The sequence below is a fragment of the Beijerinckia indica subsp. indica ATCC 9039 genome, from assembly GCF_000019845.1.
In the GTDB taxonomy this organism is placed as follows: Bacteria; Pseudomonadota; Alphaproteobacteria; order Rhizobiales; family Beijerinckiaceae; genus Beijerinckia; species Beijerinckia indica.
On record NC_010581.1, the window covers coordinates 798087 to 811455 of the forward strand.

13 protein-coding genes are annotated in these 13369 nt (G+C 58.6%); 3 read left to right on the forward strand and 10 right to left on the reverse strand.

The genetic code is table 11. The annotated features are described in order from the left end of the window. Positions 1–4: 4 nt before the first annotated feature. The 4 genes from BIND_RS03640 to ygfZ all read right to left on the reverse strand — a co-directional run bounded on the left by BIND_RS03640 (position 5) and on the right by ygfZ (position 2628). Positions 5–619 carry a DsbE family thiol:disulfide interchange protein gene (locus BIND_RS03640; protein WP_012383716.1) on the reverse strand — a complete coding sequence of 205 codons (615 nt, stop codon included), beginning with the start codon at positions 617–619 and terminating at the stop codon, positions 5–7. Then, entirely contained in the window at positions 616–786 is a 171-nt protein-coding gene (ccmD, locus tag BIND_RS20450) for a heme exporter protein CcmD (RefSeq protein ID WP_012383717.1), read from the reverse strand. Before ccmD ends, BIND_RS03640 begins: the two co-directional genes overlap by 4 nt. Then, entirely contained in the window at positions 786–1541 is a 756-nt protein-coding gene (locus BIND_RS03645) for a heme ABC transporter permease (protein ID WP_012383718.1), read from the reverse strand. The genes ccmD and BIND_RS03645 overlap by 1 nt, the downstream gene beginning before the upstream one ends. Positions 1542–1752: 211 nt before the next feature. Continuing rightward, the gene (gene ygfZ / locus BIND_RS03650) at positions 1753–2628 is read right to left on the reverse strand and encodes a CAF17-like 4Fe-4S cluster assembly/insertion protein YgfZ (protein WP_012383719.1); all 876 of its coding nucleotides are present in this window, start codon (positions 2626–2628) and stop codon (positions 1753–1755) included. A 245-nt stretch (positions 2629–2873) separates the two neighbouring features. Here ygfZ and BIND_RS03655 point away from each other — a divergent pair, with 245 nt between their 5' ends. After that, a complete protein-coding gene (locus BIND_RS03655; RefSeq protein WP_012383720.1) occupies positions 2874–4196 on the forward strand; it encodes a dihydroorotase in 1323 nt (440 codons plus the stop codon). A gap of 455 nt (positions 4197–4651) precedes the next feature. After that, positions 4652–4951 (forward strand): hypothetical protein, encoded by a 300-nt coding sequence (locus BIND_RS03660; protein ID WP_012383721.1) that lies wholly within the window; start codon positions 4652–4654, stop codon positions 4949–4951. A gap of 147 nt (positions 4952–5098) precedes the next feature. On the opposite strand, the gene BIND_RS19985 is transcribed toward BIND_RS03660, so the two are convergent. From BIND_RS19985 to BIND_RS19990, 3 genes are read right to left on the reverse strand one after another with little or no spacing between them, the layout of a single operon-like run. Continuing rightward, the gene (locus BIND_RS19985) at positions 5099–5743 is read right to left on the reverse strand and encodes a TIGR02301 family protein (protein ID WP_012383722.1); all 645 of its coding nucleotides are present in this window, start codon (positions 5741–5743) and stop codon (positions 5099–5101) included. Between the two features lie 16 nt (positions 5744–5759). Then, positions 5760–6350, reverse strand: coding sequence for an NUDIX hydrolase (locus BIND_RS03670; RefSeq protein WP_012383723.1), 591 nt, complete (start codon positions 6348–6350; stop codon positions 5760–5762). Beyond that, positions 6347–7078: a protein-disulfide reductase DsbD domain-containing protein gene (locus BIND_RS19990; RefSeq protein ID WP_158304350.1), complete on the reverse strand. Its 732-nt coding sequence runs from the start codon at positions 7076–7078 to the stop codon at positions 6347–6349. The genes BIND_RS03670 and BIND_RS19990 overlap by 4 nt, the downstream gene beginning before the upstream one ends. A 291-nt stretch (positions 7079–7369) precedes the next feature. Here BIND_RS19990 and BIND_RS03680 point away from each other — a divergent pair, with 291 nt between their 5' ends. Then, a complete protein-coding gene (locus BIND_RS03680) occupies positions 7370–7987 on the forward strand; it encodes a YqgE/AlgH family protein (RefSeq protein ID WP_012383725.1) in 618 nt (205 codons plus the stop codon). 64 nt (positions 7988–8051) lie between these two features. Here BIND_RS03680 and BIND_RS03685 read toward each other — a convergent pair whose 3' ends face one another. The 3 genes from BIND_RS03685 to BIND_RS03695 all read right to left on the reverse strand — a co-directional run bounded on the left by BIND_RS03685 (position 8052) and on the right by BIND_RS03695 (position 13367). Next, entirely contained in the window at positions 8052–10904 is a 2853-nt protein-coding gene (locus BIND_RS03685) for a sensor domain-containing phosphodiesterase (protein ID WP_012383726.1), read from the reverse strand. Positions 10905–11248: 344 nt separating this feature from the next. Then, positions 11249–11857 (reverse strand): GNAT family N-acetyltransferase, encoded by a 609-nt coding sequence (locus BIND_RS03690; RefSeq protein ID WP_012383727.1) that lies wholly within the window; start codon positions 11855–11857, stop codon positions 11249–11251. A 244-nt stretch (positions 11858–12101) separates the two neighbouring features. Then, positions 12102–13367, reverse strand: a complete 1266-nt coding sequence (locus tag BIND_RS03695; protein ID WP_012383728.1) for a M16 family metallopeptidase — start codon at positions 13365–13367, stop codon at positions 12102–12104. Between the last annotated feature and the right edge of the window lie 2 nt (positions 13368–13369).

A 13369-nucleotide genomic window follows, 5' to 3' on the forward strand; every position in this document is an offset into this window, starting at 1 on the left:
TGTTCTAGAATTGATGATGTCCGAGGTCAGCTTTCTTGATTTCCGGCACCAGCGTCTCACGCAGGCTTTCATCACTGAGTGGGCCGATGAACTTGTAGGCGATCGTGCCATCGCCCCGCACGACATAGGTTTCCGGTACACCGTAAAGGCCCCAATCGATTCCGACCCGGCCTTTCGCATCATTGCCGATGGCGGCGTAAGGGTTGCCGCCTCTCTGGTTGAGGAATTGGCGGATATTCTCCGGCTTGTCCTTATAGGCGATGCCGTAGAGGCGTAGTCCCGCCCGCTGCAAGGTTGGATCGGCGGCAAGCTGCATCAAAACGCCATGTTCCTGATGGCAGGGCACGCACCAGGATGCGAAGAAATTGACGACACTGACATGGCCTTGGGCGAGATCCTGATTGCTCAGTCCCGTGACGTCTTGCAAGCCTTCCACGGGGCTGAGGGCAAAGGTGGGCGTGGGCCGATCGATCAAGGCCGAAGGAAGAAGGGAAGCATCGCCCGCAAAAAGCCGCACGAGAAACAGACCGGCAATCGCGAGAAAGAGCAGCAGCGGCGCGAAAATGAGCCAGGATCGTCTGTTTGCCGGGCCGGGACTCTTTTGCGGTGCCTCGCTCATTCCTGATCCTGCCCGAAACCGCGTCCACTGGCCTTGCCGCCGAAGGCTGCGAGTTTCTGTTTCAACTGCCGATAATCACGCCAGATCGCCAGAATCATCCCGAGAATGATCAACAGGCCGAATCCATAGGCCGCGATGACATAGGAACTATTGGGATCATCCATCATCAAGCGGGCTCGGGCTTTGCCGTGCGATAGGGAGAGGTCCCCGAGGCTGCGAGCATGGCAAGCCGATGCAAGCGCCGGCGCAGGATCTCGTTGCGGATCGCATAAAGATGCAGGGTCAGGAACAGGCTCGTGAAAGCGAGGGCCATGATGATCAAGGGCCAGAGCATCGTCGGTGCAATGGATGGCCCGCCGAGCCGAAATACGGACGCCGGCTGATGCAGCGTGTTCCACCAATCGACGGAAAATTTGATGATGGGAATATTGACGAGGCCGACCAGCGTCAGGATCGCCGCCGCTCGCGCCGCCTTGCCGCTCTCTTCGATCGTTTGCCACAAAGCAACAAGACCGAGGTAGATCAGGAAAAGCACGAGCACGGAGGTCAGCCTCGCGTCCCAGACCCACCAGGTGCCCCACATGGGCTTGCCCCAGAGCGAGCCGGTGAAGAGGCACAAAAAGGTAAAGCCCGCGCCGAGCGGGGCAGCGGCCTTTTGCGCCGCATCGGCGAGCGGGTGTCGCCAGACCAGGGTGCCGAGCGCCGCCGAGGTCATGACAAAATAGATGAACATGGAGAGCCAGGCGGCGGGCACATGCAGATACATGATCCGCACGGTCTCGCCTTGCTGATAATCGGGTGGTGCGACGAACCATGCGAGGTAAAGGCCAAGGCCAAACAGAAAAGCCGTCAGCGCCGCGAGCCAGGGCGCGAGGCGGCCGGTCCATTGCAGGAAGACGGTAGGGTTGGCGAAATTCGGCATGGAATTCGGCAAGTCTTTGGCGCGGGACCAGAATAAAATCTGTTCGGTACAGCGGATTTCGCTGGCGGCCCCTCTTGATCGACTGCAAGTCGATCAAGAGGGGTGAGCGCGCTTTTCCTTAGGCCGATAGAAGCGGAAAGGCAAATTTTAGAGCTTTGATCCTGAAGTGGGTTGCCCCTTTCAGGACCGTTCGAGGGCCGTTCAGACGTTTTTAGAGTCTTTTCTCGACCCCGGCGGCGCTTTCGACGAATTCTGCCGGCACGAAGGCTTCCACTACGGCTTCACCGGCCTTGACGGGTGTGCCGGCGGTGCGAGCGTCCTCCAGCCGATCGAGACGCAGCATGGCGAGGCCCGCCGCTCCGGCTGTCGAACTGACTTGACCGATCGAAGTTTCGCCCGCCTTGATTTCAGTGCCAAGGGCGGGCGTCGGGCCCTCGAAATGGAGCGGAATGATTCTCTTGCGGGCTGATCTACGGAAATGCACCCGAGCGACGACTTCCTGGCCGACATAGCAGCCTTTCTTGAAATCGACGCCGTTGCAGCGGTCGATATTAGCGTCATGCAGGAATGTGTCGCCATAGGGGAAATCGACGCCGCCTTTGGGAACGCCAAGGCTGACGCGATGGGCTTCATAAGCGGTCGTATCCGCAGGCAAGGCCGCAAGAGCCGCGCGCGAGGCGATGAGGCGCTTGCCCATTTCCGGAGCACGCGGGTCAAGATAAATGACGGCGCCTTCGATCGCTGGCGCGGGGTCTGAGCCCCAGAAAGCGGCGACCCCGAACTGTTCCGAAACATCCTCGACGGTGAATTTGGCCCGCATCTTGTGGAAATTAATGCGTTTGAGGAGATCAGCCGATTGCTCCTTGGCGCAATCGATCAGATAGCCGGCTTCAGGGCCTTCGGGCAGCGGCAGGATGAAGAAATCGAACAGAAGCTTGCCCTGTGGCGTCAGCAGCGCGCTATAGCGCGCCTCGCCAGGGACGAAGTTCAGCATGGTGTTGGTGATGACCTTGTGCAGCAAGGCGGTCGCGTCACCAACGATCTTGAGAACGCCGCGATCGGCGAGAAAGCAGGTTCCTGTATCCATTCGAGATCCTCGACTTTAAGTCCCGTCCGTTCCCGTAAGCGATGATTGCCCTGGCTCAAATGGGGTTTGATTGGAAAATAAAAATATGGTGCGGTTCAGCTCGGTGCTGGAACGCTTGCTGAGAAAAAGCGCAGGGCAGCCCCGAAAAAATCTGTTCCGCCCTTGCGGTCCATTGGTCTACTGAACGCATCATCTCGCAAGCCGTCACGCGCAAGCTTGTCGGTGGAACAAGCAATGGATGGGCCATGCCGCACAATTTCGATCTTCTCCTGAAAGGGGGGATTGTCGTCGATCATAATGGAATCGCCGCCCGCGATATTGGTATCAGGGATGGCAAGATTGCCGCGATCGGCCACCTGCGGCAGGCGAGTGCCGGTGAAACCATTGCCGCCGAGGGGCTGCACATTTTGCCTGGCGTCATTGATACGCAGGTGCACTTCCGTGAGCCCGGTCTGACCCATAAGGAAGATCTCGAAACCGGCTCGCGCGGGGCCGTGCTTGGCGGCGTCACGGCAGTGTTTGAAATGCCCAACACCAATCCGCTGACGACGGGGGCGGTGGAACTGGCCGATAAAGTGGCCCGCGCGACGCATCGCATGCATTGCGATTTCGCGTTCTGGGTCGGCGGCACTTATGACAATCCCAAGGACATTCCGGAATTGGAGCGCCTGCCGGGCTCGGCCGGCATCAAGGTCTTCATGGGCTCCTCGACCGGCAGCCTGCTCGTCGAGGATGATGAGGGCATTGCCCGCATTCTTGCCCAAACCCGTCGCCGCGCGGCTTTTCATTCCGAGGATGAAGCGCGTTTGAATGAACGCAAGCCTGTGCGGGTGGCGGGTGACCCTTCCTCGCATCCCTTGTGGCGTGATGAGGAAGCGGCTCTTCTCTCGACGCGGCGCCTCGTGCGGATCGCCCATGAACAGAACGCGCTCGTGCATGTGCTGCATGTGTCGACCGCTGAGGAAATCGATTTCCTAGCCGCGCACAAGGAACGCGTCAGCATCGAGATCACGCCGCATCATTTGACGCTGTCTTCCGAGGATTATGCGCGGCTTGGCACTTTGATGCAGATGAACCCGCCTGTGCGCGACGCGCGCCACCGGGAAAGACTCTGGTATGGGCTCGATCAGAGCATCGTTGATATTCTTGGCTCCGATCACGCGCCGCATACATTGGAGGAAAAGGCTAAACCCTATCCGCAGAGCCCCTCGGGGATGACCGGCGTGCAGACATTGGTGCCCTTGATGCTCGATCATGTCCAGGCGGGACGCCTGACGCTTCAGCGTTTCGTCGATCTGACGAGTGCCGGCCCGGCGCGTCTCTTCGGAATAGCAGGCAAAGGCCGGATCGCGGTCGGTTATGACGCGGATTTGACTGTCGTCGATCTGAAACGGCGGGAGACGATCACCAATGAATGGATTGCCTCGCGCGCCGGCTGGACGCCTTATCATGGCAAGACCGTCACCGGCTGGCCTATTGGCACCCTGGTTCGGGGCCGCAAGGTGATGTGGGAGGGTGAAATCGTGACAGCGGGGCAGGGAGAGCCTGTGCGGTTTCTGACACGGTAGAGCGTCTTCTCACAACAAGAGTAAAGCCGCCGAAGGAGCGTGCCGTCTTATTGCAGACCCGAAGAACAGGGCCATGTCCGTTGCAAGGTTGCGCGCACCCATGTTTGGAGATCCTTTAAAAACAAGGCAACGCGACAAAATAATGGTTGAGGCCAAGGTCTGATCGGATCCGATAAGCTATATACTGTAATTCATATATTGCTTGTCGGAAAACGAACGTAAAAAGACAGACGTAAAGCTTGCATATATCTTGCGATAGAGGTTAGAGGCCGAGGAATGGAGTAGAAACGCAGCTTGCGTTTGGTTTTGTTCCTGAAACGACAAGAAGAACGGGTGTTCACCCGACTTGACCGCGCCTTCGGCTCATGATTATGGTTCAGCAACTCACGCCTGTATGGCTGATGATTGTTTATACTTTCAGCGTCAACCTCTAACCAGAAAGAGCGACGGACAACATGGTACGTGAATTCGAATATCGCGGGGAAACGTTTCGGGTGAATGCACATGGCGCCCCGGGCCACGAAGAAGTTTTCATCATGCATCTCATCGATGGCGAAGAGTTCGGTGAAATCTCGATCGATCGCATGACGGAAGAGAACGACACGTCCGCCCCGCTTGAAGCGATCATCATCATGCTGTGCGATCGCCTGATCATTGAACGCGAGATCCAAGTTGCCAAGCCGGAAGGCGCTTTCGCTTGGCGCGAAGGCAAGGTTCTTTTCAAGGTGCACAACGGCGTTCAAGACCACGCGTAATTGCGTGATTGGATTGTTCGGTTATCGAAACAGATCGGATTGTCTCCGGTCTGTTTCTGGATAGTGATACACATACAATATTGAGAGTGTTCCAACGGTCATCCCTATGATCGTTGGAACACTCTCGAATTTTTGCTTCGTCCCGCCCTAATAAGCACCGTAACGGTCGATGACGCTGTGGCTGATCCTGGCCCCTTCAGCGAAAAAGCGCGCAATGATCGCCTGCGCATTCGGCGTGCAGAGACGATAGGATAATTGATAATCGCGCAGGCCGCGATTGTAGGCGCCCGCCAGACGCTCCTTCTCCTGTTCTCCGCCAGCTTCCGCCTCCATGAGCGCCGTCATTCTTGCAGACCAATTTTCCGTCCGTCCCCCACAGAGCGTTTCGAGATAGCTCAGAGCGCCGAGAATTTCGGCGAGCCTGAGAAGATCGCCTTCATAGGGAGCGGGTTTGCGTTCAACGGGCTGTGAAGGGGAATTTGAGTCCGGGGCGGCCTTTGTGCTCTCCTGTTTGGCTTGCCCCTTCTTTTTATGCGCGGGCTTTGGATCAGCATCGTGAGAATGCGGCCGTTCGTGATGTTTTTTCCCTGGCGAAGCCGCCGTGGAACGGTCCGGTCTCGGCGTGGAGCGTGGCGGAACGCGCAGTGCTGGTACAGAATGGGGAACCGGCCGTGAGGGTTGGGCTGGCTTTTCAACCCCCTCGAACCAGTCCCATTGCGCCCAAGCGGAAGTGTTCGCCATGATCGGGACGACCACCAGCATGGCGCTGGCGAAACGGAAGCAAGCCACCATCCGCCCTTTTTTCACATCAGCCCCGCAAATGCTGGAGGAAGAGTGGATAGCCCGCGCGCACGACGGGCTCCACCATGGGCGTGCAGGGAAGAGTGTTTAATTCATCGAGCCGCGCCCATATGATTTCGCTGGCTTCCGGGCCGATTTCTCCATCGCCTCCGAGCCATTCGGCGACGAAGGAAGCAATGACGAAATGATAGCGAATGCGTTTGGCTTCATCTTGTTCGATCGACTCGACGTGACGATTGAAACAGACGATCCTCGCCTTGACCGCGACTTCTTCCCAGAGTTCGCGGAGGGCGGCTGCGGCGAGGCTTTCGCCGATTTCGACAAGGCCGCCGGGCAGAGAAAATGCGCCGTCAAAGGGTGGCTTCGTGCGGCGCGCGAGCAGGACACGGTCCGAAAATTCCACGGATTGTGCGCGGGGAGCGAATGGCAGGCGCCGAAAAACGGCGACGCTTGCGCCGATGAAAGGATAGGCCGGATAGGCGCGCGACGTGGGATCTTGGGAGAAATCAGGGGAATCGGACATGACCAGGAGAAAATGAGGGAGGGAGCAGCTTTGGTTGGCCGCGATGCAAGGCTCGTGGCGGAGGCTCTCGTTCACGATTTCCTTTGTGTGGGTTTTATGGGTGGCAGCTGCAAGGAGAATTCATAGCTTTTGTGGCGGTCCATCCCGGCCAAGGTCAATGTCAGGGGCGGTGGCGGCGCCTCCACCCCGGTGCCGGCGGGAGCCAGGATTTGCCGCAGCAGAAATTCATCTGGCTGCCCTGTCGGTTTTGTCTCGAAATACCAGCCGTCCGGCGCCTCGACGAAGAGGTCGCGAGCGTGACCGTTCACCCATTGCAACCGCCATGTCGGATGATCATATCCTGGCTCGGACATGATTTTTATCGCCGAGGCGACCGCTTCGGGCGTGAGCGTCGTGGGAACCTCGGATAGAGCCTCGGTGAGACGCGGATTGGCAAGAGACGTTTTCCCGGGCGATAAAAGAACCTCGGTTTGTGCCTTTTGCGGACGGCAGATCTTACCGCAGGTGGCATAATCGAGGGCCAGCGAAAGCGTGACTTGTTCGTGTGCGTCTCGCGGTTCAACCCGTATGGGGAACACGACCCGGCCCCGATAGCCAAAAATTTCAGCACCTTCATCGCTGATCCGTTCGGGGGCCGGATAAAGAACGGTGGTCTTGGCGAGATTGCTGGAATGATCGAAGGAAAAGACCGGGGCGACCCCGGCCTCGCCGGGCATCCGCCAATAGGTCATCAAATCTGGGGCGAGCTCGATGGCAATACCAATCACATAGATGCCGTCCTGTTCTGCTTCACCTTTGATCACCTCGACGTCTGGATTCGCGAGAGTGGCCGGCTGTTGCGAACCGGCCCAAAGATCCGAAGAAACCTCCAAGGAGCCCAATAAAAACAAGGCACTGCTTAAGCCGAGGCAAAGGCTTCGTGATAAGATACCTTGAAGAAATTGACTTTTCATGAACCCGCCTCGCAATGAGTGGACAGAGTTTTGCATGAAGCCTTTGACAGGCTTTTTCCCTTGGTTCGCCGAATTTATTTGGCACGATCGAGTGGTGCAACCTGGGCTGCGACTTTCTCTTCCTCGGGGAGGTACGTTAGGATGATATCGATGATGTCTTTGGACTCGACACAATCGACTGGCGCGTTCCTGGACGGTCAGTTGCTGATCGCCATGCCCAATATGGTGGATAATCGTTTCGCTCGATCGGTCATTTATCTCTGTGCCCATTCCGAGGAAGGGGCCATGGGCATCGTCCTCAACCGCGCGGCGCGCAAGATCAATTTCCCGCAGCTTCTCGTCCAGCTGGAGGTTATCGGCGCCGATGAGGCGATCCGCTTGCCGAACAGCGCCGAAACGATGCAGGTCCTAAATGGTGGTCCCGTTGAAACGGGGCGCGGTTTCGTCCTGCACAGCGACGATTTCTTCATCGATAATTCGACCTTGCCGATCGATGGCGGCGTGTCGCTCACCGCGACGATCGATATTCTCCGGGCCATCGCCAAGGGGTCGGGGCCGCATCAGGCCATTCTCGCGCTCGGCTATGCCGGCTGGTCTGCTGGACAATTGGAAGAAGAAATCCAGCACAATGGCTGGCTGAATTGTCCCGCTGATCCGTCCCTGATCTTCGATGATGCGCTCGGCTCCAAATATGAGCGCGCTCTGCGCAAGGTCGGCATCGATCCCGGCTATCTCTCCAGCGAAGCCGGCCACGCATAAATCCTGATGGTTTCAGGCAAATCAAAAGGCCCTTCCCGCTGCCTGCGGAAAGGGCCTTTCTTTTTTAAGCTGCTATCGTCGTGGCACCGACCAGCTTGCGGGCGTCAGCCATGCTGATCGGATGGCCGAAGGCGTGGCCCTGCGCATATTCACAGCCGAGCTGATACAGTTCGATCGCATCGGATTCCGATTCCGCACCCTCTGCCACCACATCCATGCCGAGGTCATGCGCCAAAGTCACCATGGCGCGCAGGATGACGGAGCGCGATCCTTGCCCCTGGCCGTTCTGATGGACGAAGGAACGATCGATCTTGATCGTGTCGAAAGGAAAGCGCTGCAGATAGGCAAGGGAGGAATAGCCGGTGCCGAAATCGTCGAGTGACAGGCCGGCGCCGAGTTCGCGGATGCGACCCAGCATCTGCGCCGCATATTCCGGATTTTCCATGATCAGGCTCTCGCTGACTTCAAGCTTCAGCGTGCCGGGCGCGACATGAAAGCGGGCAAGCAACGTCTTGATGTCATGCAGAAGATCATGACGCAGCAATTGCCGGGATGAAATATTGACGCTCGCAAAAATGGGTGGGTCGACATTGAGCGCGTTCTGCCAGGTGGCAAGCTCGCGCCCAGTGCGTTCCAGGGCGAAAATACCGAGATCCACGATAAAACCGGTTTCCTCCGCGAGAGGAAGAAATTCGGCGGCGGTCAGCCGGCCGAGACGCGGATGATCCCAGCGTAAAACGGTCTCGAAGCCGGCGACAGTGCGATCCTCGAGCCGGATGATCGGCTGGAAATAAACTTTCATCTCACCGCGTTCGAGGCAGCGGCGCAGATCCGCCTCAAGGGCGATGCGATCGGACCGCAAGCCCCGCAGCGAAGCGCGAAACAGTTCGATCCTGTTGCCACCGCCCCGCTTGGCATGATGCATGGCGATTTCGGCGTTCTTGACGAGATCCTCGCGGCTTTGCGGCTGATACGGATCGAACAAAGCGACGCCGATCGAGGCGGTGAGGGGAATTTCCCGTTCAGCGAAACTCACCGGCGTCGAGACGACGCGCTGAACGACATTGGCGAAGGCCGTGATGGCCTGGGGATCATGTTCGGACAGGATGAGAATGGCGAATTGATCGCCGCTGATGCGGGCCAGCGCGTCCTGGGGTTTGAGAATGCGGCCGAGCCTGCGGGCAATGGTCAGGAGGATGGAATCGCCAGCGGAAAGACCGATCGTCTCATTGACTGTCTTGAAGCGATCGATATCGAGACTGATGATCGAGGGTTGGATCTCCGGATCATTGGCCGCAAAGACCAAAGCCGCGTCGATCCGGTCGAAGAACAGGGCCTGATTGGGCAGACCGGTCAGATTGTCATGAACGGCATCGTGCAGCAGGCGTTCCTGTGAGATCCGGTTTTCCGTGACATCGGCCAGGGTGCCGATGATGCGGATCACTTCGCCATCCTGGGCGACGACGGGCCGGGCCTTGAACAGAAACCAGAAATATTGGCCATCGACCGCGCGCAGCCGGAATTCCTGATGAATACGGCCGCGCCTTTGTTCCAGCATGGTGTCGAGCGAGGCTTGATAACGGTCGCGATCGAGCGGATGTAAAAGGTCGAGCCAGGCGGAAGCCGGTCCTTCCAGCGCGCCGCGATCAAGGCCGAGATGGGCTTCGACTTCGGGAGCGACATAGACCTGATCGGCTGGAACATTCCAATCGAAAATATTGTCGCCGCAGCCGGAGAGCGCCAATGCTTTGCGTTCGACATCGCTAACGGCGTGCTGACCGAGGGCGAGGCCAGTGAAAGCATTTTGCATGATCGTGAAGCCGATCAGCATGACGATCAGCACCAAGCCGCCGATGAGCGCGGGCGAGACGAGGTCATTGGTGAGCTTGCCGGTGACCGTAAAGGCCGCGCCAACGATCCATGCGAGCAGCAGGAACCAGGTAGGGATCAGCATCACGGCCCGGTCATAGCCATGCGCCGCGAGATAGATCACCAGAATGAAGCCGATGCCGGCAATGGTCGCGAGCGAAATACGCGCGACGCCGGCCGCGACCGGCGCGTCATAGATCGCAAGACCGACGAGTGCGGTCAGGAAGACGAGCCAGATGGCCGTAATATGCGAGGCGCGCACATGCCAGCGGTTGAGATTGAGATAAGCGAAGAGAAAGACGAGCAGCGTCGCGGCGAGAACGGTTTCGGTACAGGCACGCCAGATCCGTTCGGCCGGCCCTTCGAGATCGAAGAGTTTGCTCCAGAAACCGAAATCGATGCAGACATAGGCGAGCACCGTCCAGGCCAGAGCGGCGGCGGCGGGAAAGATCACCGCGCCACGCACGACAAAGACGATGGTCAGGAATAAGGCCAAAAGGCCGGCAATGCCGATGACGATGCCCTTGTAGAGCGTCAGGCTGGTGATCTTATCCTTATAAGCGTCCGGCTCCCACAGGTAGATTTGCGGCAGGTTGGGCGTGCGCAATTCCGCGACGTAAGTGATGGTCGTGCCGGGATCGAGCGTGAGCCGGAAGACATCGGCGTCATTATTGTCCTCGCGCTCGGGCGCGAAACCCTGGCTGGCTGTGATCGCGGAAATCCGGGTCGCTCCGAGATCGGGCCAGATCACGCCCGAGCCGACCAGCCGGAAATGCGGTGCGACGATCAGTCTTTCGATTTGCTCATCCGTGTCATTGGTCAGAGCGAAGACGATCCAGGACGGTTGCGTGCCGGCCTCGCGGGCGCTCACTTCGATACGGCGCACGATCCCATCGGAACCCGGCGCGGTCGAAACCTGCAGGCGATCCCCTTCCGAGCGATAGCTCACGACCGAATGGGTCAGATCAATCGCTTGCGCGTCGAGCGGGACACGCACCGCCTCGACGGCGGCGGCGGGAAGCGACAGGCCAAGGGCCCATAGCACCATGGATAAGAAGATCACGGGCCATGACGCCAGGCGCCGGCCGCATGGATTATGTGCGGACGAAAAAGAGGGGAGAGGCGTCTTAGCGAAAACAGTCACGGGCGTTGTGTCGGATGGTGGCGGACAAATGTATCCACGGAGAAACCCTAGAGTATAATCCGCCAAAGTGGGAAGCTTTTGAGGCGAGGATCACGCGTTAAATCAAAAGATGGAAAACAGCCGATTCCATGGAATCACAGGCTGAAATGGACGGTGAGCCTGCTTTTACCCGAGCCCATCCGCCTGACAAATCTTCATCGCTGAAGCGAATAAACAGAAGTGTGATCGGAGGGACGCAAGGGAGTGGCTCAAGGGAGCGGCGGCTGGCGCGGTGGCAGTAAGAGGTCGGATTCTAGCAAGGCGAAGAGCAGGTGATCCTGCCAGGAGCCATTGATACGAAGATAGGCCCGGGCATAGCCTTCGCGCGTAAAACCCACATGTTCGAGCAGTCGGATCGAAGCTTCGTTATGCGGCAGGCAGGCCGCTTCGATCCGATGCAGTCGTAAAGTCGCGAAGGAAAAGCCGACGACGGCCCTCACCGCGCGCCCCATAAAGCCCTTGCCGGCATGGGGAGCACCCATCCAATAGCCAAGCGTCGCTGATTGCGCGACACCGCGTTTCACCTGTCCGAGTGTCAGGCCGCCGAGCAGCACATCCTTGGTATTGAAGATGAGGAAGGGATAGGCCTCGTCATTAGCGATTTCCTGTTCATTGCGCCGCAGCCTCCGGCGAAAGGCGGTGCGGGTCAGATCGTCACCGGGCCAAGTAGGCTCCCACGGTGTCAGAAAGGATCGGCTGCGTTCCCGCAATCCCGCCCAGGCCTCGAAATCGCGCATTTCCGGCGGCCGCAGATAGACGCCATCGCCACGGACGAAAGTGGCATTTTCGCTGGAAGGCCCGAGACGGAAAAGAGCCATTGGCTTGGTTTCCTGAAGGACGATGCGCTGATGCCACCGGCATAATCATTGACCGATGAGCCACTCGTGAATTTTCGCTCACACTATGAAAAAGTAAAAACTCCAGAAAGGGAACCAAGGGGCGTTATCCAAGGCTCCCTGTGTCGAGAGGGAATCGCTTCGTGGTAGGGACCTAATGCGTGAAACAGGGTGAAAGAGCGTGAAATCAATGGTGCATAGCACTTTTTGGTTCCTTGCTCCAGATTCAGCGCGATCCTACCCGTTCGGCGATGCGCTCAGGCGACATGACCTTGGCAATTGGACCGATGGCGGCCAAAGTCGGTGCGCTCTTCAGCGCGGCCTGGCCCACGCGGCACACGTCTTCGAGCGTGATGGCATCGATCCTTTCGACGATTTCCTCATGGGTCAGGACGCGGTCGAAAGCGATCAATTGTCGGGCGATCTGCTCGACGCGTGCGGAGGGTGATTCGAGCGCGGCGAGCAGCGAAACTTTCATTTGCGCTTTGGCACGGCGGATTTCGACCTCGGTCAGGCCAGTCGTGGCCTCGGCCAGACAATCGAGCGCCACGGGCATCAGTTCGGCGATGTCACGCGCGCCGGTCGCCGCATAGAAGCCGAACAGGCCCGCGTCAGCATAACCCCAATGGAAAGCCGAGATGGAATAAGCGAGGCCGCGTTTCTCGCGCACTTCCTGGAACAGCCGCGAGGACATGCCGCCGCCGGTCGCATTGGCGAAGATCTGCATGGCGTAGAAGGAGTCTTGATCGTGATAGCTCAAGCCCTCGAAACCGACCACGATATGGGCCTGTTCAAGCTTGCGCTTCAGCCGGATCTCGCCACCCTGATAATGGGCGGGCACCAGGATTTGCGCTTCCCGCACGGGCAGTGAGGCAAAACGCCTTGCGGCTTCGTCCACAATTTTCTGGTGTTCGACGGCGCCGGCGGCGCCAATGACCATGGCGGCGCTGCGATAATGCGTCGAAAGATAATTGCCGATCATCGTCGGACCGAAACTCGTGACATGCGCTGGTGTGCCAAGGATCGGGCGCCCGAGCGGCTGATCGGGGAAGGCGCGGGCGTTGAAGAGGTCGAAGACGAGATCGTCCGGCGTGTCCTCGACGGCGCCGATCTCTTGCAAAATGACATCCTTTTCGCGTTCGAGCTCGCGCGGATCGAACAGACTTTCGGTCAGGATATCGGCAAGAATGTCGAGCGCGAGCGGAGTATCCTGCGCGAGCACATGGGCGTAATAGGCGGTTTGTTCGGTCGAGGTCGCCGCATTGAGATCGCCGCCCACCGATTCGATCTCCTCAGCGATCTCACGCGCCGAGCGTCGATGCGTGCCCTTGAAGGCCATATGTTCGAGAAGATGCGAAAGGCCATGCTCCTCGGGCCGTTCATGGCGCGAGCCGGCGCCTATCCAAACCCCGAGGGAAGCGGTGGCGAGATGCGGCATGGCGTCGGTGATGATCCGCAGCCCGGACGGCAGGGTGGTGATCTCGACGGTCATGG

Excerpts from the sequence above, each read along its gene's own strand:
- BIND_RS03640 (WP_012383716.1), bottom strand. The coding sequence starts at position 619 with ATGAGCGAGGCACCGCAAAAGAGTCCCGGCCCGGCAAACAGACGATCC.
- ccmD (WP_012383717.1), bottom strand. The coding sequence starts at position 786 with ATGATGGATGATCCCAATAGTTCCTATGTCATCGCGGCCTATGGATTC.
- BIND_RS03645 (WP_012383718.1), bottom strand. The coding sequence starts at position 1,541 with ATGCCGAATTTCGCCAACCCTACCGTCTTCCTGCAATGGACCGGCCGC.
- ygfZ (WP_012383719.1), bottom strand. The coding sequence starts at position 2,628 with ATGGATACAGGAACCTGCTTTCTCGCCGATCGCGGCGTTCTCAAGATC.
- BIND_RS03655 (WP_012383720.1), top strand. The coding sequence starts at position 2,874 with ATGCCGCACAATTTCGATCTTCTCCTGAAAGGGGGGATTGTCGTCGAT.
- BIND_RS03660 (WP_012383721.1), top strand. The coding sequence starts at position 4,652 with ATGGTACGTGAATTCGAATATCGCGGGGAAACGTTTCGGGTGAATGCA.
- BIND_RS19985 (WP_012383722.1), bottom strand. The coding sequence starts at position 5,743 with ATGGTGGCTTGCTTCCGTTTCGCCAGCGCCATGCTGGTGGTCGTCCCG.
- BIND_RS03680 (WP_012383725.1), top strand. The coding sequence starts at position 7,370 with ATGATATCGATGATGTCTTTGGACTCGACACAATCGACTGGCGCGTTC.
- BIND_RS03685 (WP_012383726.1), bottom strand. The coding sequence starts at position 10,904 with ATGGTGCTATGGGCCCTTGGCCTGTCGCTTCCCGCCGCCGCCGTCGAG.
- BIND_RS03690 (WP_012383727.1), bottom strand. The coding sequence starts at position 11,857 with ATGGCTCTTTTCCGTCTCGGGCCTTCCAGCGAAAATGCCACTTTCGTC.
- BIND_RS03695 (WP_012383728.1), bottom strand. The coding sequence starts at position 13,367 with ATGACCGTCGAGATCACCACCCTGCCGTCCGGGCTGCGGATCATCACC.